The organism is Limnohabitans sp., from assembly GCF_031539175.1.
In the GTDB taxonomy this organism is placed as follows: Bacteria; Pseudomonadota; Gammaproteobacteria; order Burkholderiales; family Burkholderiaceae_C; genus Limnohabitans.
On record NZ_JAVKLQ010000067.1, the window covers coordinates 41,600 to 60,913 of the forward strand.

21 protein-coding genes are annotated in these 19,314 nt (G+C 58.5%); 14 read left to right on the forward strand and 7 right to left on the reverse strand.

The window, feature by feature from the left end; all coding sequences use genetic code 11:
- The first annotated feature begins 74 nt into the window (after positions 1-74).
- Complete coding sequence (locus tag RMS95_RS12195; RefSeq protein ID WP_310646477.1) at positions 75-566, forward strand: Lrp/AsnC family transcriptional regulator; 492 nt, start codon at positions 75-77, stop codon at positions 564-566.
- A gap of 82 nt (positions 567-648) precedes the next feature.
- Here RMS95_RS12195 and glmU read toward each other — a convergent pair whose 3' ends face one another.
- Positions 649-2,046 carry a bifunctional UDP-N-acetylglucosamine diphosphorylase/glucosamine-1-phosphate N-acetyltransferase GlmU gene (gene glmU / locus RMS95_RS12200; RefSeq protein WP_310646478.1) on the reverse strand — a complete coding sequence of 466 codons (1,398 nt, stop codon included), beginning with the start codon at positions 2,044-2,046 and terminating at the stop codon, positions 649-651.
- Here glmU and RMS95_RS12205 point away from each other — a divergent pair.
- Complete coding sequence (locus tag RMS95_RS12205; RefSeq protein ID WP_310646479.1) at positions 2,045-2,935, forward strand: DUF6279 family lipoprotein; 891 nt, start codon at positions 2,045-2,047, stop codon at positions 2,933-2,935. The genes glmU and RMS95_RS12205 overlap by 2 nt on opposite strands.
- A gap of 51 nt (positions 2,936-2,986) precedes the next feature.
- On the opposite strand, the gene RMS95_RS12210 is transcribed toward RMS95_RS12205, so the two are convergent.
- The 3 genes from RMS95_RS12210 to RMS95_RS12220 all read right to left on the reverse strand — a co-directional run bounded on the left by RMS95_RS12210 (position 2,987) and on the right by RMS95_RS12220 (position 5,513).
- Positions 2,987-3,979: an MBL fold metallo-hydrolase gene (locus tag RMS95_RS12210; RefSeq protein ID WP_310646480.1), complete on the reverse strand. Its 993-nt coding sequence runs from the start codon at positions 3,977-3,979 to the stop codon at positions 2,987-2,989.
- Positions 3,980-4,336: 357 nt separating this feature from the next.
- On the reverse strand, positions 4,337-4,933 hold the full coding sequence (locus RMS95_RS12215; protein WP_310646481.1) for a TetR/AcrR family transcriptional regulator: 597 nt from the start codon (positions 4,931-4,933) through the stop codon (positions 4,337-4,339).
- 4 nt (positions 4,934-4,937) lie between these two features.
- Positions 4,938-5,513: a 5-formyltetrahydrofolate cyclo-ligase gene (locus RMS95_RS12220; protein ID WP_310646482.1), complete on the reverse strand. Its 576-nt coding sequence runs from the start codon at positions 5,511-5,513 to the stop codon at positions 4,938-4,940.
- Positions 5,514-5,526: 13 nt separating this feature from the next.
- Here RMS95_RS12220 and RMS95_RS12225 point away from each other — a divergent pair, with 13 nt between their 5' ends.
- From RMS95_RS12225 to groL, 4 genes are all read left to right on the forward strand, one after another.
- Positions 5,527-7,581, forward strand: coding sequence for a transglycosylase SLT domain-containing protein (locus RMS95_RS12225; protein ID WP_405023390.1), 2,055 nt, complete (start codon positions 5,527-5,529; stop codon positions 7,579-7,581).
- A 101-nt stretch (positions 7,582-7,682) separates the two neighbouring features.
- Positions 7,683-8,066: a hypothetical protein gene (locus tag RMS95_RS12230; protein WP_310646483.1), complete on the forward strand. Its 384-nt coding sequence runs from the start codon at positions 7,683-7,685 to the stop codon at positions 8,064-8,066.
- A 209-nt stretch (positions 8,067-8,275) separates the two neighbouring features.
- Positions 8,276-8,563, forward strand: coding sequence for a co-chaperone GroES (groES, locus tag RMS95_RS12235; RefSeq protein ID WP_100133709.1), 288 nt, complete (start codon positions 8,276-8,278; stop codon positions 8,561-8,563).
- Positions 8,564-8,650: 87 nt separating this feature from the next.
- Complete coding sequence (groL, locus tag RMS95_RS12240) at positions 8,651-10,297, forward strand: chaperonin GroEL (RefSeq protein ID WP_310646484.1); 1,647 nt, start codon at positions 8,651-8,653, stop codon at positions 10,295-10,297.
- Positions 10,298-10,416: 119 nt separating this feature from the next.
- Here the strand turns inward: groL and tal are convergent, their stop codons facing one another.
- Positions 10,417-11,358 (reverse strand): transaldolase, encoded by a 942-nt coding sequence (gene tal / locus RMS95_RS12245; RefSeq protein ID WP_310646485.1) that lies wholly within the window; start codon positions 11,356-11,358, stop codon positions 10,417-10,419.
- A gap of 69 nt (positions 11,359-11,427) precedes the next feature.
- Between tal and RMS95_RS12250 the strand changes: the two genes are divergently transcribed.
- The 4 genes from RMS95_RS12250 (at position 11,428) to RMS95_RS12265 (ending at position 15,198) form a co-directional block, all read left to right on the forward strand.
- A complete protein-coding gene (locus RMS95_RS12250; protein ID WP_310646486.1) occupies positions 11,428-12,351 on the forward strand; it encodes a complex I NDUFA9 subunit family protein in 924 nt (307 codons plus the stop codon).
- 73 nt (positions 12,352-12,424) lie between these two features.
- Positions 12,425-13,138, forward strand: coding sequence for a glutathione S-transferase family protein (locus RMS95_RS12255; RefSeq protein WP_310646487.1), 714 nt, complete (start codon positions 12,425-12,427; stop codon positions 13,136-13,138).
- 109 nt (positions 13,139-13,247) lie between these two features.
- Positions 13,248-13,940: a glutathione S-transferase gene (locus RMS95_RS12260; protein WP_310646488.1), complete on the forward strand. Its 693-nt coding sequence runs from the start codon at positions 13,248-13,250 to the stop codon at positions 13,938-13,940.
- A 34-nt stretch (positions 13,941-13,974) separates the two neighbouring features.
- Positions 13,975-15,198 (forward strand): multifunctional CCA addition/repair protein, encoded by a 1,224-nt coding sequence (locus tag RMS95_RS12265; protein WP_310646489.1) that lies wholly within the window; start codon positions 13,975-13,977, stop codon positions 15,196-15,198.
- A gap of 119 nt (positions 15,199-15,317) precedes the next feature.
- Here RMS95_RS12265 and RMS95_RS12270 read toward each other — a convergent pair whose 3' ends face one another.
- Complete coding sequence (locus RMS95_RS12270) at positions 15,318-15,512, reverse strand: DUF2905 domain-containing protein (RefSeq protein WP_310646490.1); 195 nt, start codon at positions 15,510-15,512, stop codon at positions 15,318-15,320.
- Positions 15,513-15,521: 9 nt separating this feature from the next.
- Positions 15,522-16,646 carry an SAM-dependent methyltransferase gene (locus RMS95_RS12275; protein ID WP_310646491.1) on the reverse strand — a complete coding sequence of 375 codons (1,125 nt, stop codon included), beginning with the start codon at positions 16,644-16,646 and terminating at the stop codon, positions 15,522-15,524.
- Between the two features lie 84 nt (positions 16,647-16,730).
- Here RMS95_RS12275 and RMS95_RS12280 point away from each other — a divergent pair, with 84 nt between their 5' ends.
- The 4 genes from RMS95_RS12280 to ttcA are packed head-to-tail and all read left to right on the forward strand — an operon-like array spanning position 16,731 to position 19,225.
- Positions 16,731-17,555, forward strand: a complete 825-nt coding sequence (locus RMS95_RS12280) for an SDR family oxidoreductase (RefSeq protein WP_310646492.1) — start codon at positions 16,731-16,733, stop codon at positions 17,553-17,555.
- Positions 17,552-17,941: a dihydroneopterin aldolase gene (locus RMS95_RS12285; RefSeq protein ID WP_310646493.1), complete on the forward strand. Its 390-nt coding sequence runs from the start codon at positions 17,552-17,554 to the stop codon at positions 17,939-17,941. Before RMS95_RS12280 ends, RMS95_RS12285 begins: the two co-directional genes overlap by 4 nt.
- A 1-nt stretch (position 17,942) precedes the next feature.
- Positions 17,943-18,311, forward strand: a complete 369-nt coding sequence (locus RMS95_RS12290; RefSeq protein WP_104799616.1) for a dihydroneopterin aldolase — start codon at positions 17,943-17,945, stop codon at positions 18,309-18,311.
- Between the two features lie 2 nt (positions 18,312-18,313).
- Positions 18,314-19,225 carry a tRNA 2-thiocytidine(32) synthetase TtcA gene (gene ttcA, locus RMS95_RS12295; RefSeq protein ID WP_310646494.1) on the forward strand — a complete coding sequence of 304 codons (912 nt, stop codon included), beginning with the start codon at positions 18,314-18,316 and terminating at the stop codon, positions 19,223-19,225.
- Positions 19,226-19,314: the final 89 nt, after the last annotated feature.

Genomic DNA, 19,314 nt, shown 5'->3' on the forward strand with positions numbered 1-19,314 from the left:
TCTTTTTTAACTTTTTTGAACGAAAATTCAATGAAAACTACTTTTTGAAATTTAATTTCAAAATAAACTAAACAATGAAACAAGAATATCTAGACGAGACCGATTTGAAACTGCTTGACGCCTTGCAGCACGACGCCACGCTCAGCAACGTGGCCTTGGCTGAACGCCTCAAAATTTCGCCGCCCACTTGCCTGCGCCGCGTCAAGCGCCTGACGGACGAAGGCTGGATTGAGCGACAAATTGCGGTGCTGAGTGCCGACAAATTGGGCGCAGCGCTCGGCCACGGCTTGACGGCGTTGGTAGAAGTCACACTCGACGCGCAAGGTGCCGAACACCTAGACGCCTTCGAGCAACGCGCCTGCGCCGACGATGCCGTGCAGCAGTGTTGGCGCGTGTCGCCAGGGCCTGACTTTGTGTTGGTGGTGCAAGCCGCCGACATGCCGCACTACCTGGCCATCACGCAACGTCTGCTCACGCAAGATGCGAATGTGCGCAACGTGAAAGCGTTTTTTGCCACCAAGCGGGGGAAGTTCACCAGCACGTGGCCAGTGTTGCGCTCGTCATAAGTTAGCAAGCCTTCAAGGCAAGGCTAGAAACTCAGCCATTACGCACCAAACAAAAAAGGCAGCCTAGGCTGCCTTTTTAGCGTCAAGCTTTCGGCTTTTTCTCAGGTCGCTTGTAGTTGGCAATGCTGACCTGTTTGCCACGCGCCACGCTCAAAGCGCCAGGCTCGGTGCTCTTGGTGATGGTTGAACCACCGCCCACCGTGCCGCCTGCGCCAATGGTGACGGGGGCGACCAGCACGCAATTGCTGCCGATGTGCACATCGGCCTCAATCACGGTGCGGTGTTTGTTGGCGCCGTCGTAGTTGGCGGTGATGCTGCCTGCGCCGTAGTTGACACGCTCGCCCACGGTGGCGTCGCCCAAGTAGGCCAAGTGGTTGGCTTTTGAGCCTTTGGCCATCGTTGAGTTTTTGACTTCCACAAAGTTGCCAATGTGCACCTCGGCTGCCAGTTGTGCGCCAGGGCGCAAGCGGGCGAAAGGGCCAATGAGTGCGCCCTCGCCCACCGTCACGCCGAGCTTTTCGCCGTCGATGTGGGTGAAGGGGTGAATCACCGCACCCGCTTCGATGGTGCAGTTGGCAATCACGCAGTTCGCGCCAATCTTCACGCCTTGGCCGAGTGACACGTTGCCTTGGAAGATGCAGTTCACATCAATCTCCACGTCTTGCGCACAGGTCAACTGGCCGCGCACATCAAAGCGCGCGGGGTCGATGATGCGCACGCCGTCGGCCATGAAGGCCTGCGCTTGGCGCAGCTGAAATGTGCGCTCCAACTCGGCCAATTGCGTGGGGCTGTTGACGCCCGCAACTTGCGCCACGTCGTTGATTTTGTGAGCCACCACGGGCACACCATCGGCCTCGGCGAACTTGACCACGTCGGTCAAATAAAACTCTTGCTGCGCGTTGTTGTTGTCCAAGCGCGCCAGCCATGGCTTGAGCAACTTGGCAGGCACAGCCATGATGCCGCTGTACACCTCGTGGATGGCGCGTTGCGCGTCGTTGGCGTCTTTGTGCTCGACGATCGCGTGCACTTGGCCGCTGGGGTTGCGCACAATGCGGCCGTACCCAGTGGGGTCGTCAAACGCAATGGTCAGCAAAGCGAGCTGCTTGCCATCGCACAAATTAATCAGTGCTTGCAAGGTGTCAGCTTGCGTCAAAGGTACATCGCCCGAGAGCACGACCACCACCGCATCGTCGGCCAACAAGGGCACCGTTTGCTGCACGGCGTGCCCCGTGCCGAGCTGAGGCATTTGGCGGGCGAATTGCAGCTTGTCATGGGGATTGGCAGACAGCAAAGCGGGCTCCACTTGCTCCGCCCCATGACCGGTGATGACGATGGTGTGGCGCGCCTTCAAGCTGCGCGCAGTGTCGATCACATGCTGCACCAAAGCCTTGCCGGCCAAGCGGTGCAAAACCTTAGGCATACTGCTCTTCATACGGGTGCCTTTACCGGCCGCCATGATCACCACATCTAACGCTGTCATGCTATTCATCCTTTTATTGCGAAGAATTATCCGCCAAGCCAGCGTTTGGCTGACCTTGCTGATGCTGGTCACGTTAAGTAGTTGCAGCACCATCAAGCTGGTCTACAACCAAAGCGATGACTTGCTGTATTGGTGGATCGACGCCTACGCCGACCTACAAGATGGCCAAAAGCAACTCACCCGCGACACGCTGACCGAGGTTCAGCGCTGGCACCGTCAGCAACAACTGCCTGAGTACATCGCCCTGCTACAAAAGATGCGCGCCATGGCAACGAACGACATCACCCCCGCGCAAGTGTGCGCGGTCACCGAAGACATGAAAATGAGCTTCGCCACGGTGCTGCGTTTTGTAGAACCCGCCAGCACACGCTTGGCCGTACAACTCAAACCCGACCAACTGCGCAGCGTGCGCAAGCGCTTTGACAAAACCGACAAAGACTGGCGCAAAGACTGGCTAGATCCCGATGCCGAAGACCGCCTGCACTACCGCAACAAACAAGCCCTGAACCGCTTGGAAGATTTTTACGGCCGCCTCGACACCCCGCAACGCGAGGTGCTGCGCCGCTGGTTGAGCGAGTCGGTGTTCGACCCTGTCATGAGCTACGCCGAACGCGAACGCCGCCAAGCCGACACGATTCAAACCCTGCAGCGCATGGCCCAAGAAGGGAGCGCCACCCCGCAAGCGCAGGCCTTGCTGCATGGCTTGATCGAGCGCAGTTTCAATTCACCCAATGAACGCTACCGCGCCTACAACCGCGCGCTGTGGCAAGAAAACTGCGAAGGGTTTGCCAAGCTGCACAACAGCACCACACCCGCACAACGCAAGCGCATGGTGGAGAGTTTGCAGGGCTATGAAAACGACTTTCGGATTTTGATGGGCCAAAAGTAAAACGTGCTGGACATGCCAGCACGCGATAGGTGACGCTCGAAGGCCTAGGCGTTACGCCTGCAAAGCCGCCCACATTTCTTTGTCGCGCTGCGCAGTCCAAATGCGTGGATTTTTGATGCCTTGCGCTTCGTCGTAAGCGCGACTCACGTCGAAGGGCAAACAGTGCTCGTAAATGAACACATGGCCAAAAATGGGGTCCATGCTCTTGCGGGTGTGTGCCATGGATGCTTTCAAATCCATGCCTTGTGCTGCGGCCTCTTTGCCACAACGGAACAAGGTTTCGACCCAGCGCTGGGTGTAGTCCAAGGCCTTGTTCACATCGGCATTGCCCTTCATGGCTTCGCCGCGTCCAGGCACGATGGCTTCGGCGTTGAGCGCTTTCAAGGCGTCCAGCGTGGCGGGCCACTCTTCGAGCTGGGCGTCACCGGTGTACACGCCCGCTTCGTACTCCACCAAGTCGCCACTGAACAGCACTTTTTCTTCTTCCACCCAAGCGATGGTGTCGCCACGGGTGTGGCCTGACCCGGGGTGCCAAATCTCAACCTTCACGCCACCCAAGTCGATGGTCAACGAGCCTTGGCGACCGGGCTTGCCGTCACCAATGACCATGGTGGGCCATGTCAAACCCGGGATGCTCTCCACACCTTGGAACAAACGGGGGAAGCGCTCGATCTCGCTTTGCATGTCTTGCGCACCGCGTTCGACGATGAGCTCATACGTGCCGCGGCTGGCAATGATCTCAGTCGCGCCCTCAGCAGCGTAAGCGCTGGCCCCCAACACGCGCACGGCGTGGTAGTGGGTGAGCAACACATATTTGATCGGCTTGTCGCTGACGGTGCGGATTTTGGCGATCAAGTCACGTGCGAGTGCAGGCGTGGCGGTGGCATCGCTGACCATGATGAATTTGTCGCCAATGATGACGCCAGAGTTGGGGTCGCCCTCGGCGGTGTAAGCCCAGCAATGGGGGCTGAGTTGCTCAAACTTGATTTTTTTCTCGGTCAAGTCGGCTTGGCTGGCAAAGGCTTTGGTGGGGGCGGTGGACATGTTTTGTGTCTCCTTGTTGGGGTTTGTTTCTTGTGAGGAGTTTAACTAAACGAAATTGGTTATGGAATGGTGAATTATTTCTATCTTGCTTTTAAGACACTTCTTGGGGGCACAAGGGACGAGGCACAGGCCCCACGACTCCTTCGCTTCGCTCTTAACGTCGCCGTGGGGCCTGTGCCTCATCCCTTGCAGATTGGGCGTGCGTGCGAGTCTCCAACCAACCGTAGGCAGGGTGAGTGGGCGGGGCGCTTGGCGGTGACGTTAAGAGCGCAGCGAAGGAACCGCCAAGCGCCCCGTCCACTCACCCTGTCGCAGCGAAATACATCTACCGCGCACCAAATAACCCCAATAAAGAACTCAAACCAACCCGCGCTCCAACATGGCAATCACCTCATCCGCAAAGGCGGTGTAGCTCATCGGCCCATCCGGTCGCAGCCACGTGAAGGTCCAGTTGATCATGCCAAACAGCATCATCGTGACCGCAGTTTGATTGGCGGCGGTCAGGCGCTCGGGGTAGGCTCGTTTTAAGAACCGCGTGAAGGCGGCCACCACATCGCGCTGCCGGCCCACGATCAATGCGCGTTGCTCGGGCCCGAGGAACTGCGTGTCACTCACCAGCGCCACATGGCGGGTGGCCGAGTTTTCGTACTCTTGCAAGAAACGACGGATCAACTCGTGCAGCGACGCACGGTCGTCTAAATTGCCACGTTCTGCCACGGCTTGCGACTCGCCAATGAGCGCCAGCAGGCGCTGGGTGTAGCGGTCCAGCAGGTCAAACAAGATGGCCTCTTTGCTGTCGTAGTAGTGGTACAGCCGCGCTTTGGAGGTGCCGCCCGCCGCCGCGATGGTGTTCATGCTGGTGGCGGGGTAGCTGCCGTCGGCAAAGCACTGGGCGGCGATGTCTAAGATTTCGTCGCGCTTGAGGTCGTGGGTGGCAGATTTGGGGCGGGCCATGTGTTCAACGCATGGGCCAAACGACGCCGTTGTCGTTCAACAGCGCATCCAGCGGCATGTCGTGCGGCTCGGGCATCAGGTCAGGCAAGAAGCCGTGGGTGAAGCCTAAACCGGCCGTGAACGGCTTGGGTTGCAAGGTGGCCAAGGTGCGGTCATAAAAACCGCCGCCATAGCCCAAGCGGAACCCACCTGCGCCGTAGCCGACGCAAGGCACAAAGAGCAAGGTCGGCACGATCACTTCGGTGTCTTTGGGTTTGGGAATGCCGTAGGCGTCTTCTTCCATGGGGCATCCGGGGTACCACGCGTGAAAGGTCAGCGTTTTGTGTGCTTTGTCGACCACAGGCAAACCAATGCGTCGACGCTGGGGTTGGTCAGACAGCTCGCCGTCTTCTTTCCAGCGGTGCAAGGCGGGCAGTGGGTCGAACTCGCCTTTGATGGGCCAATAGGCGCCAATCACTGTGTCGGGGCGGTCAAACAGCCAAATGCGCATCACGCGCTGCAACATGTCGGCCCGTGCCAGACGATCGGGCATGTTCAAACGCTCTTCTATGAGCTGCTGGCGCAAAGTTTTTTTGTCCACAGATAATCAGTGCATGAAGTTCTCTGTCATTGTGTCACTGTTTGCAAGCGCTTTTGTGGCTTGCAGCCCCTTGCTTCCCTCGGTCACCACGGCTCAAGCCGCCACCGTCATCACCAACCCGCAAACGGACGCCGTCATCAACGAGATGGCACAAGCCTTCAAACGCGGCGACAAAAAACGCTTGACCGCGTTGCTGCCGCAAGCCAAAGGCCACCCCCTTGAAGTGTGGGCCGCGTATTGGGAACTCAAAGCCCGCCTAGACGAGGCCAGCACAGCCGAGATACGCAGCTTCTTCGCCACCTACCCCAGCTCCTACCAAGAAGACCGCCTGCGCAACGACTGGCTGCTGCTGCTGGGCAGTCGCCGCGACTGGAGCACGCTGGTCAACGAGCATCCGCATTACCGCATGCGCGACGACCGCGAATTGCGCTGCTACATCTTGGCCGTCGAGCTGATACAAAAAGGCCCGCAAGCCAACCCCGGCATGGCCGACGAAGTGCGACGCAGTTGGATGGGCATGCGCGAAGCCGATGACGGCTGCACCTTCGCCGCCGACCGCTTGTATGACGCCAAACAGTTCAACGCACTGGACATTTGGCGCAAAGCCCGTTTGATGATGGAGCAAAGCCGCCCTCGCTCTGCACGCAACGCCGTGCAAATCGTGGCGCCCGATGCCGTCAACGCGGTGGCCGACATTCACAACAACGCCACCCAGTTTTTGAAACGCCACATTGCCGCGCCGCAAAAAGTGCGTCAAGAGCTGGTGGTGATGGCCTTGGTCAAAGTGGCCGCCACCGACCCCGATGACGCCGACAAACTGCTGCGGACCAAGTGGCAGCCCTACCTCACCGCCGAAGAACGCCATTGGGTGTGGGGCGTGATTGGCCGTCAATCGGCCATGAAACTCGAAGACGATGCGCTGAAACACTTCTCTCGTGTCGCCCGCGACAAAGACCTCAACGACGACATGCTGGCTTGGAAAGCCCGCGCCGCCTTGCGTGCGGGCAACACGCCCAATTGGACGGAAGTTGAATCAGCCATCCAAGCCATGAATGCCGAAGTCAAACGCGACCCAACATGGGTGTACTGGTACGCACGCGCCTTGTTGGCGCGCAAAAAAGTGACGCCACAAATTCAACAAGAGGCCACCGCCATGCTGGAGAGCATCGCGGGCGTGCGTGGTTTTTATGAACAACTCGCGCTCGAAGAGTTGGGACGCAAAGTGACCGTGCCTGCGCGCCCCCTGCCGCCCACACCTGAAGAATACGAAACCGCCCGTCGCAACCCCTCGTTGCAACGCGCCCTGTACGCCATCGCCATGGGCCTGCGCCCTGAGGGCGTGCGTGAATGGAACTACGCCACCAACCTCGTCAACGCCCAAGGCCAAGCCGGCCCCATGAGCGACCGCGATTTGCTAGCCGCCGCACAGCTCGCCTGCGACCACCAAGTGTGGGACCGTTGCATCAACACCAGCGAACGCACCCGCCAAGTGATGGACTTTGAGCAGCGCTTTCCAATGCCGCACAAAGACGCCGTCATTGCGCGTGCACGCCAAATCAACCTCGATCCCGCCTATGTGTATGGCCTGATTCGCCAAGAAAGCCGCTTTGTCACCGATGCCCGTTCAGGCGTCGGCGCCTCGGGCTTGATGCAGGTCATGCCGGCCACCGCCAAATGGACGGCCAAGAAAATTGGCATGACGGGTTTCACCGCCGACCAAATCACCGACCGCGACACCAACATCGCGATTGGCACCGGCTATTTGAAGCTGGTGCTCGACAGCTTTGAGGGCTCCATGCCCTTGGCTGCCGCCGCCTACAACGCAGGCCCCAGCCGTTCACGTCGCTGGCGTGCGCCCAATGAAGGCTCAGGCCCCGTACTCGAAGCCGCGATCTGGGCTGAAAACGTGCCCTTTAACGAAACCCGCGACTACGTGAAAAAAGTGCTCTCGAACACCACCAACTACGCCGCACTCATCACCGGCGAGCCACAGTCCCTCAAAGCCAGGCTGGGACGCGTAGGGCCGCGCGATGTGAACGCCATTTTGGAAAACCTAGAACTGCCGTGAAGCGTCAAGGGCCTAAAAAGTAACCTTGGGTCTTGCGGCTTATAGGTATAAACCCTATACTCTCCTTACTTCAGTCTGACACTGCAATTTAAGGATTCCCCATGACCTCATTCGTCAACATCACTTACAAGACCTCACACCCCGGCGTGGCCCGCGCAGAACGCGCCATTGAGGCGGGCCAATCGTTGGTTCAACGCCTGCAACAAGAAAGCACCTATGCGGTGGTGTTGGTTCTGTTTGGCGCCCTGAGCCTGGTCGCCTCGATTTACGACATCGTTGAGAACGCCGAGCAAGGCCAAGAAATGGGCGCTTGGGTCGTGTTGTGGACCGCCTTGCTGATGTCGATGTGGGGCGTTGCCAAATACGCCATCCAAAGAGTGCGCACTTGGGCCAAAGCCGACCGTGAAGACCGCATGTGGGCCAAAGCCATGAGCGATCACCGCGTGGTGGCTGATTTGCAATGGGCCAGCGGTCGCAACGACTGAGGTAGACCACAGACGAAATAGAAAGCACCGCAACCGCGGTGCTTTTTTTTTACCTAAGAATCCCACAAAGCCAGCCCTTGAAATCCCCAGACTTGCCCTAAAATTAGCACTCAATGGCATGGAGTGCTAACACCCAGCCAGTGGTTCATTGGCGTCCACAGTCTGTGGGCGCTTTGCTTTCAAACCCTTAGTTCCTATTTGGAGATGCAATGAAACTTCGTCCTCTCGGCGACCGCGTGATCGTTAAACGTATCGAAAGCGAAACAAAGACTGCCTCTGGCATCGTCATTCCTGATTCAGCTGCTGAAAAGCCTGATCAAGGTGAAGTTTTGGCCGTCGGCCCAGGCAAAACCAACGACAAAGGCGAGACCAAAGCGTTGACCGTCAAAGTCGGCGATCGCGTGTTGTTCGGTAAATACAGCGGCCAAACCGTCAAGGTGGCTGGCGACGAACTGTTGGTCATGAAAGAAGAAGACCTGTTCGCTGTAGTCGAGTGATTTGCGGGACAGACCGACTGACGCGCGCAGCGCCCAGTCGCTCTGTCCTCAACTGATTAAATTTAAACCGATTTAGGAAATATCAAAATGGCAGCAAAAGACGTAATTTTCGGCGGCGAAGCCCGCGCACGCATGGTTGAAGGCGTGAACATTTTGGCCAACGCGGTCAAAGTGACTTTGGGCCCCAAGGGTCGTAACGTGGTGTTGGAGCGTTCTTTCGGCGCCCCTACCGTGACCAAAGACGGCGTGTCTGTGGCCAAAGAAATCGAACTCAAAGACAAGTTGCAAAACATGGGCGCGCAGATGGTCAAGGAAGTTGCTTCCAAGACGTCTGACAACGCCGGTGACGGCACCACCACCGCGACTGTGTTGGCTCAAGCCATCGTGCGCGAAGGCATGAAGTACGTGGCCGCTGGCATGAACCCCATGGACTTGAAGCGCGGCATCGACAAAGCGGTTGCAGCGTTGATCGAAGAGTTGAAGAAAGCCACCAAGGCCACAACAACCACCAAAGAAATCGCCCAAGTCGGTTCGATTTCTGCCAACAGCGACCACAGCATCGGCGACATCATCGCTAAAGCCATGGACAAAGTGGGCAAAGAAGGCGTGATCACCGTGGAAGACGGCAAGTCTTTGAACAACGAACTCGACGTTGTGGAAGGCATGCAGTTCGACCGCGGCTACCTGTCGCCTTACTTCATCAACAACCCTGAGAAGCAAGCTGCTTTGCTGGACAACCCCTTCGTGTTGTTGTTTGACAAGAAGATCAGCAACATCCGCGATTTGTTGCCTACCTTGGAAGCCGTCGCAAAAGCTGGCCGTCCTTTGTTGATCATTGCTGAAGAAGTTGAAGGCGAAGCCTTGGCTACTTTGGTGGTGAACACCATCCGTGGCATCTTGAAGGTTGTGGCTGTCAAGGCTCCAGGCTTTGGCGATCGTCGCAAAGCCATGTTGGAAGACATCGCTATCTTGACTGGCGGCAAAGTGATCGCTGAAGAAGTGGGCTTGACACTCGAAAAAGTGACTTTGGCTGACCTCGGCCAAGCCAAGCGCATCGAAGTGGGCAAAGAAAACACCATCATCATCGACGGCGCTGGTGCCGCTGCTGACATCGAAGCCCGCGTCAAACAAGTGCGCGTGCAAATCGAAGAAGCCACGTCTGACTACGACCGCGAAAAACTGCAAGAGCGCGTGGCCAAGTTGGCTGGCGGTGTTGCTGTGATCAAGGTTGGCGCTGCCACCGAAGTCGAAATGAAAGAGAAGAAAGCCCGCGTGGAAGACGCCCTGCACGCCACGCGCGCTGCGGTGGAAGAAGGCATCGTGGCTGGCGGCGGCGTGGCATTGCTGCGTGCTCGTCAAACGGCTGGTGCCATCAAAGGTGACAACGCTGACCAAGACGCCGGTATCAAACTGGTGTTGAAAGCCATCGAAGCCCCCTTGCGCGAAATCGTTTACAACGCCGGTGGCGAGCCATCCGTCGTGGTGAACGCTGTGTTGGCCGGTACCGGCAACTACGGCTTCAACGCTGCCAATGACACCTACGGCGACATGATCGAAATGGGCATCTTGGACCCAACGAAAGTGACACGCACTGCTTTGCAAAACGCAGCGTCTGTCGCCTCTTTGATGTTGACGACCGAGTGCATGGTGTCAGAAGCTCCGAAAGAAGAGTCTGGCGCTGGCGGTATGCCTGACATGGGCGGCATGGGTGGTATGGGCGGCATGGGCATGTAATTGCCCCGCGGCTTTGCCTGAGCACTTCGGTGCTCTTGCCAAACAAAAAAATCCCCGCAGGGCGCACGCCTTGCGGGGATTTTTTCGCCAACGCTTTGTTGGCGTGCGCGTTAAAGCGCTTACTGCATCAACGCTTCCAGCTTCACCGCATCCACACAGAATGCGCGGATGCCTTCGGCCAACTTCTCGGTCGCCATGGCGTCCTCATTCATGGCGAAGCGGAAAGACGCCTCGGTGTGGTGCACCTCAGGCAAATCCAGCTGCAGGGCGGCCGATGCGCTCAAGGCTTGTGCCAAAGGCTCGTTCGATGCCCCCAACTGCGCCAGCAACTCCGGCGCAATGGTCAACAAATCACAGCCCGCCAACGCGGTGATTTGGCCAACGTTTCTAAAGCTCGCACCCATCACCTCGGTGGCGATGCCGTGGCGCTTGTAGTGGTTGTAAATGGCACGCACCGACTTCACGCCGGGGTCGTTGGCTTGGGCGTTGTCCGCCTCGACCCAAGCCGCGCCAGCCGACTTTTTGTACCAGTCGTAAATGCGGCCGACGAAAGGGGAAATGAGCTGCACCTTGGCATCGCCACACGCCACCGCTTGGGCGAACGAGAACAACAAAGTGAGGTTGGTGCGAATGCCTTCACGCTCCAGCTCAGCAGCGGCTTGAATGCCTTCCCATGTGGCGGCAATTTTGATGAGCACGCGCTCACGCTTCACGCCCTGCGCCTCATACAAGGCCATGATGCGTTTGGCGCGAGCCACGGTGGCCGCGGTGTCAAAGCTCAAGCGGGCATCCACTTCGGTCGAGACGCGGCCAGGAATGGTGGCCAAGATTTCGCAGCCAAAGCGCACGAGCAAGCGGTCGATCTGCGCGTCCATGGACTCGTTGCCGTAGGCAGCCACGGTGTCTTTGAGCAAGGGCAGGTATTCGGGCTTTTGCACCGCCTTCAAAATCAAGGAAGGGTTGGTGGTGGCGTCTTGGGGTTGGAACTGTGCGAGTTGCTTGAAGTCGCCAGTGTCGGCCACGACGGTGGTGAATTGTTTGAGGGCGTCGAGTTGGTTCATGTCTCAATTATCTAGCGCGAAGAGCCCCTTGGCGGGGCACAAGAGCTCAACTCAACTTACATTGTGGGGATGAACACCGCTGCACCCCAAAAAATTCTTGTCCTCGGTGGCTCCGGCTTCGTGGGCCACCATGTGTGCGAGGCGCTGTGTCGCCTGCACCACCGCATCACCGTGCCCACCCGCCGCTTGCCTGCGCGCAGCGTGCAAATGCTGCCCGGTGTCGAGGTGATTCAAGCCGATGTGCACGATGCCAAGCAGTTACAAGCCTTGGTGCGTGGTCACGATGCGGTGGTCAATTTGGTGGCCATCCTGCATGGTGACGAGGCCGCATTTGACCGCGTGCATGTGCTGCTGCCGCGCACCTTGGCCAAAGTCTGCAAAGCCGAAGGCGTGACCCGCTTGGTCCACGTCAGTGCTTTGGGGGCCGACCCGCAAGGTCCGTCGCTGTACCAGCGCAGCAAAGCCCACGGCGAACAAGTGTTGCAACAGGCCGTGCAAACCTCTGACCTTGCGTTGACGCTGCTGCGCCCCAGTGTCATTTTTGGTGCGGATGATGCCTTCATCAACCTATTTACCAAGCTACAAGCCGTCTTTCCGGTCATGCCGTTGGCGGGGGCTGGCACACGTTTTCAACCTGTGTGGGTGCAAGACGTGGCGCAAGCCATCGTCACCTGCTTGCAAGACCCCACCACCGCTGGGCAAACCTACGAAGCCTGTGGGCCCGACGTGTTCACCTTGGCGGAACTGGTCCACATCGCGGGCCGACACATCGGCCACGAACGGCCCGTGCTGCCCTTGCCCCACGCCATCGGTTGGCTGCAAGCCGTGTTGATGGAGCTCGCCCCCGGCCCCACCTTGATGAGCCGCGACAACTTGGCATCGATGAGGGTCGACAACGTGGCCAGCGGACATGTGGCCGGATTGGACGCACTGGGGCTGCGCTCACCCCATCCTCTGCTGAGCATCTTTCCCCCTGCAACAGTGCGGCCCTGACAGAAACTCGCACTCAAATTAACTATTTATACTTCACACCGAAAGTCTCAGAACCACACATCGGAACCCCCTCATGTCACTCACGCTGGTCATTGGCAACAAGAACTACTCCTCGTGGTCCATGCGGGCGTGGCTGGTGCTCAAGCAAGCCAATTTGGCCTTCACGGAGCAGCGGGTGCGGTTTGACAGTTTCGACAGCCAGTCGCAATTCAAGCAGTCGGTGCTGGCCCTCAACCCCGTAGGCAAAGTGCCTGTGTTGATCGACAGCACGCTGGGGCCCGACACCGCCATTTGGGACACCTTGGCGATTTGTGAATACCTTGCAGAGCGTTACCCCGAATGTCAGCTCTGGCCCGCCGACACGGCAGACCGTTCCCGTGCACGCAGCCTGTGTGCCGAAATGCATGCGGGCTTTGGCGCCTTGCGTTCGCTGTGCCCGATGAACATTGAAGCAACCTTGCCTGATGTCGGCGCACGCTTGTGGGGTGACCACGCCAACTTGCGCGACGACGTGCAGCGCTTGATCGGCCTGTGGCGACACCAACTCCTACGCAGCGGCGGCCCCCTGCTGTTTGGGGACTTCTGCATTGCTGACGCCTATTTCGCCCCCGTTTGCCTGCGCCTCACCACCTATGCCTTGCCGCTGCCCGACGACGTACAAGCCTATGTATCGCAGGTCTTGGCCTTGCCCAGCGTGGTGGCATGGGTATCAGCCGCACTGGCCGAACATGATTTTTTGCCGTTTGAAGAGCCTTATCGCCAAGCACCCGTTTCAAACGTCGCTTAAAAGCAACAAAAATCACAAAAACACAACAAATAACAAGCAATGAATTGAAGTAAATCTTAAGTACTCTTTAATTAAATACAATCCAAAGTATTCATTTAATGAGGCGCTTATGTCTTACACACTGTTCATTGGAAACAAAAACACCGACGCTTGGTCGATGGGCCCTTGGGTGCTGATGAAGCAAGCAGGCATTGCGTTCAACGAACAACCCGTGCGCAGCGACGCCGCTGAAAGCATTGAACTCAAAAAAGCCCTGCGCGCGGTGACGCCATTGGGCAAATTACCCGTGCTGGTCGATCCCTCGCTGGGCAGCAACCCCTCCATTTGGGACTCCTTGGCCATGTGTGAGTACTTGGCGGAAGTTCACCCTGACTTGAACTTATGGCCAGCCGAACGCACCGCCCGTGCCCGCGCCCGCAGCTTGTGCGCCGAAATGCATGCTGGTTTTCAAGAACTACGCGCCATGTGCCCCATGAACATTGAGGCGCGACTGCCCGCCATCGGTGAGCGCTTGATTCACAAAAACAACGCGTTTTGTGACGACCTCAACCGCTTGGTCAACATGTGGCAAACCCAGCTCAAGCTCAGTGGCGGCCCCATGCTGTTTGGTCAATTCACCATCGCAGATGCGTATTTTGTGTCGATGTGCATGCGCATTCGCACTTACGCCTTGCCTGTCTCGCCCCCTGTTCAGGCCTACATCAGCCGCATTTTGGCGCTGCCCAGCGTCGGCGAGTGGATCGCCAAGGCCGAACAAGACGCCGACTTTTTTATCCACGAAGCGCCCTGCCTGCAAGCCTGACGCGAGGACAAACGCCACGTTTTACACTCGTGGCATGAACACATATTTGGTCGGCGGCGCCGTACGCGATGCCCTGTTGGGCTACCCCAAGGCAGACCGCGATTGGGTGGTGGTGGGCAGCACCCCTGAAGCGCTGGTGGCCCAAGGTTTCATTCCTGTGGGTCGCGACTTTCCCGTGTTCTTGCACCCTGAGACGCGCGAAGAATACGCCCTCGCCCGCACCGAACGTAAAACCGCACGCGGCTACCACGGCTTTGCGGTCCATGCCTCCCCCGACGTCACCTTAGAACAAGACTTGGCACGGCGCGATCTGACCATCAACGCCATCGCCCAAGACGCCAACGGCCAGCACATCGACCCCTATGGCGGCGAGCGTGACATTCACGCAAAAGTGCTGCGCCATGTGACCGACGCCTTCCGTGAAGACCCCGTGCGCATCTTGCGCCTCGCCCGCTTTGCCGCCCGCTTCCCCGACTTCACCGTCGCCCCCGAAACCCTCGCCCTCATGCGCGACATGGTGGCCGACGGCGAAGTCGACGCCTTGGTCAGCGAACGTGTGTGGCAAGAACTCTCACGCGGCCTGATGGCCACGCGCCCCTCGCGCATGCTGCAAGTGCTGCGCGACTGCGGGGCCTTGCAGCGCTTGCTGCCCGAAGTCAACAAACTCTACGGCGTGCCACAACGCCCCGAGTACCACCCCGAAATCGACACTGGCGTTCACCTTGAAATGGTGCTCGACCAAAGCGCCCGCCTCAACGCACCACTGGACGTGCGCTTTGCGTGCCTCTGCCACGACCTCGGCAAAGGCACCACACCGCCCGACGTGCTCCCGCGCCACATCGGCCACGAACAACGCAGCGAAAAACTCACCCGCGCCTTGTGCACCCGTTGGCGCGTGCCCGTCGACTGCAAAGAACTGGCCGAACTGGTGGCGCGTGAACACGGCAACATCCACCAAAGCGGCAACTTTGGCCCAGAAGCGGCATTGCGCCTACTGGTCCGCTGCGACGCCCTGCGCCGCCCAGAACGATTTCTACTGGCCCTACAAGCCTGCGAATGCGATGCACGTGGACGATTGGGCAAAGAAGACGAGGCGTATACGCAAGGACCTAGGTTGGCGCTGTTATTGAAAGCCGCCCAATCGGTAGACAGCACCGCCGTCAGTACCCATGCAATGGAACAAGGCCTCAAAGGCCCCGACATAGGCAAGCGCCTAAACAGCGCCAGAGAAGCCGCCATAGCCGCAGCATTAGGTTAGCCGACCAATGCGTCAAGCGCAGAGGGAGGTGCCTGCGGCAGCGACATCGAGCCGCGAAGCGGCGGAGGAGCAGAGCAGGCACCTCCCTCTGCGCTCTCCAAAGAAGGGCCGTCCGACTCTCAAAGCACCTTAGAAATCCCAGCGCACACAAGGCTGAGGATGATGGTCGACGCAAGCGGAATAAAAATCTCCCGCCCAAAAATCTTGAACCGAATGTCACCAGGCAACCGCCCAAACCCCAGCCTTTGCAACCAAGGCGTGATGGCGTTGATCACCAACAGCGCGAGAAAAACAACAATCAGCCAGCGGGTCATGTCAAAGCCTCAGAGCGTGTGGCTGCGGTCGCCCTGCGCGAAGCCCATGGGCTCCCACTCGGACGTGCCCAACGCCACCACCTTGAACAACTCGCCCATCTCGTGCTCGGTGATCAACTTTTGCGCCATCGCTTTCTCGGCCACAGGCGCATCGACCAAAGGCGGCAGCAAGCCGCAGTTGATCAAGAAATGCGCTTGGGTGGTGTAGCCCAACACATGCAGCCCCGCATCTTGCGCGGCCAAGGCCACGCCGGTGAAGTTGACGTGCGCGGTGATGTCTTTGGCGCCCACGTCTTGCAAGGGGTCGGTGTCGGACTTGTGCAACTGGTGGCACATGAGCGTGCCCATGTGGCGCTGGGGGTGAAAGTATTCGCCTTCAGGAAAACCGTAGTCGATCAAGAACGCCGCGCCACCATGGCCCGTGGCAGCTTCGCCTGCCTTGAAGCGGTCCGCCAAGGTGGCCACAAAGGCCTCCGCTTGGCTGTGAATTTCGGTCAGGTAATCGTGGTCGCCAAGCACCTCAACCGGTGGACGCAAATCGGTCACGCGATCGGCCCATTGCAGCGTGTTCTCATGCCACACCACGCCGCGCTCATGCCACACGCCACTTTTACGCACCAGCAGTTGCACGGGCATGGCGTCAAGCACTTCGTTGCCCACCACCACGCCGCTCAGTTGCTCGGGCAAGGCATCGACCCAGCGCACTTGGTGGGCATGGGCTTTCAGTGTGTCTTGTTGGCGTGCCCGCAAACTGCCCGACAAATCGACGATGGTGTAGCGCTGCACCGCGTCGCCCAAAGCGTCGAGCAGCTGTTTGGCCAAAGCACCTGACCCAGCCCCAAACTCCCACACCTCATCGGTGCGCGTGACCGCCAAGGCTTCGCGCACTTGATGTGCCAAAGTGCGGCCAAAGTGCGGCGACATTTCGGGTGCCGTGGCAAAGTCGCTGCCGCTTTCAGGGGTCAAACCAAACTTGCGCAAGCTGTTGGCGTAATAGCCCATGCCGGGGGCATACAACGCCAAAGCCATGAAACGGTCAAACCCCAACCAGCCGCCCGCATTGGCAATGCTGCGTTGAATGAGGGTATATAAGGCCTGCTGGCCCGGGTCGTTGGATAATTGGTGAGAATTCATGCGGTGCAGATCGTAACGCGAACCTCAGCGCTGCACCTTGCGCATCGCGTCTTCCAACCCTTCTTACACAGGCATTCCCTCACCATGCGCTCTTGGGCACTCATCACTGGCGGCAGTGTTCGCTTAGGCCGAGAAATCGGTCTGGCCTTCGCACGCGCAGGCTGGAACGTGGCCTGCCACTACAACCGATCAGGCGAGCAAGCGCACGCCTTGTGCGCCGAGCTGCGCGCTTTGGGTGTAGACGCGTTGGGCGTGCAAGGTGAATTGGAAGATGAGGCCAGCTGCCAACGCATTTTTGACACCACGACCGCCACCACGGGCCTAGCCCTGCGCTGCGTGGTCAATAACGCGTCGCTGTTTGTGCCCGACGAGGGCGACAACTTTGACGAAGCCCAAGCCTTGGCACAGCTCAAAGTCAATTTGATGGCGCCCATGCGTTTTGGCAAGTGGATGGCGCAGTTGCATGCCAACTCTCAGCCAGCGACAGCGCAAACCACAACCGAAGCGGCTTCTGCGTCGCACCAGCCCCAACCCAGCGTCATCCATGTGCTGGACCAAAAGGTCTACAACCTCAACCCCGATTACTTCTCGTACACGCTGTCTAAGCTTGCGCTGGAGCGTGCGGTCAGCCTGCAAGCCCAATCGCTCGCGCCTACTTTGCGCGTGAACGCCGTGGCGCCGGGCTTGATGTACCTGAGCGGACCACAAACCCAAGACAACTTCAACCGCGCCGCACAGGCCAACTTGCTGCGCCAGCCGATCAACCCCACTGACGTGGCCAACAGCGTGCTGTTTTTGGCCAACAACGCCAGCATCACCGGCACCACCCTTCGCGTCGACAACGGCCAGCACTTGGTACCGATGGCGCGCGATGTGATGTTTGTCGTCGAGGAGCTTTTCAAACCATGAACAACACCCTACTTCTCAACTGCCGCCGCCTGTTTTTGACCGGCCTCACCGTGCAAGCCCACATTGGCGTGCACGACTTTGAGCAGCAAGCGCCACAGCGCCTCATCATCGATGTGGACTTGTATGTCTCGTTCGAAGGCACACGCCCCAAAGACGACCGCATCGACGAAGTGGTCGACTACGACTTTGTGCGCGCCGTCGTGCACGAGCGCATTGCACGCGGCCACATTGGCCTGCAAGAAACGCTGTGCGATGACATCTTGACCCGCCTGCTCGACCACACCGGCGTGATGGCCGCACGCGTGTCCACCCGCAAACCCGACGTGTACCCCGACTGCGAAGCCGTGGGCGTTGAGGCCTTCCGCGCCAAACCCGGAGTGCTCTGACATGGCCAGCAAAGGCACCCAAATCTTGAACCTCACCGGCCTGCGCTTTGATGCCAACCTCGGCATCTTGGAACATGAAAAAACCGACCCGCAGCCCATCCAAGTCGATGCTGAGTTGAACTTGGGCACGCAGCCGCTCTTGCCACACGACGATGACATTTGCCACGTGCTGGACTACCGCAAGGTGCGCCAAATCATCATCACCGAATGCACCGCCGAGCACGTCAACTTGCTCGAAACGCTGATTGGCAAACTCGCCCACCGCCTCATGCAACTGCCGGGCGTGCTGGGCGTGCGCGTGAAAATCGCCAAACTTGAAATTTTTGAAGACTGCGAAGTGGCCATTCGCATGGAAACAGGACAATGGTGACTATGACGACCGCTGAAAAAGACCTCAACAAAGACACGAAGCAAATCAAGATCGAGCACGAAAACCACAAGCTCGAAAAACGCCTGTGCCGCCAAGTCGGCCAAGCCATCGTCGACTACAACATGATCGAAGAAGGCGACAAGATCATGGTCTGCATGTCAGGCGGCAAAGACAGCTACGCCATGCTCGACATCTTGCTCATGATGCAGCAACGCGCGCCCATCAGCTTTGAGCTGATCGCGGTCAACCTCGACCAAAAGCAACCCGGCTTCCCCGCCGATGTGCTGCCCAAATACTTGGCGCAAGTGGGCGTGAAGTTCCGCATTGAAACGCAAGACACGTACTCCATCGTCAAAGAAAAAATTGCCGAAGGCAAAACCATGTGCAGCCTGTGCTCGCGCTTGCGTCGCGGCATTTTGTACCGCGTGGCGGGCGAGTTGGGCTGCAACAAAATCGCACTGGGCCACCACCGCGACGACATCTTGCAAACCTTCTTCTTGAACATGTTCTTCGGCGGCAAGCTCAAAGCCATGCCCCCCAAACTGGTGAGCGATGGCGGCGACCACATGGTCATTCGCCCCTTGGCCTACGTGGCCGAGAAAGACTTAGAGCGTTGGTCCAAAGTACGCCAGTTCCCCATCATTCCTTGCACGCTGTGCGGTAGCCAAGACGGCTTGCAGCGCCAAGTGGTGGGGGAGATGTTGCGCGAGTGGGAAAAGAAGTTTCCAGGCCGCATTGAAAACATGTTCGCCGCGATGCAAAACGTGGTGCCCTCGCATTTGATGGACCACACGAAGTTTGATTTCAAGAACTTGGTGACCACAGGGGTGGCGTCAGACGATGGCGACAAGGCGTTTGACCATGAAGAGTTCCCGATGCCTACTTTGCCGGGGTTGCAGGTGGTGACGCTTTGATTTTTTGCTGAGCTCGCTTCGGGGAGGGGCTTAGGGCGGGTTCCTCATGATGGGTACATAAAATCGTCACCCGCCCTAAGCCCCTCCCC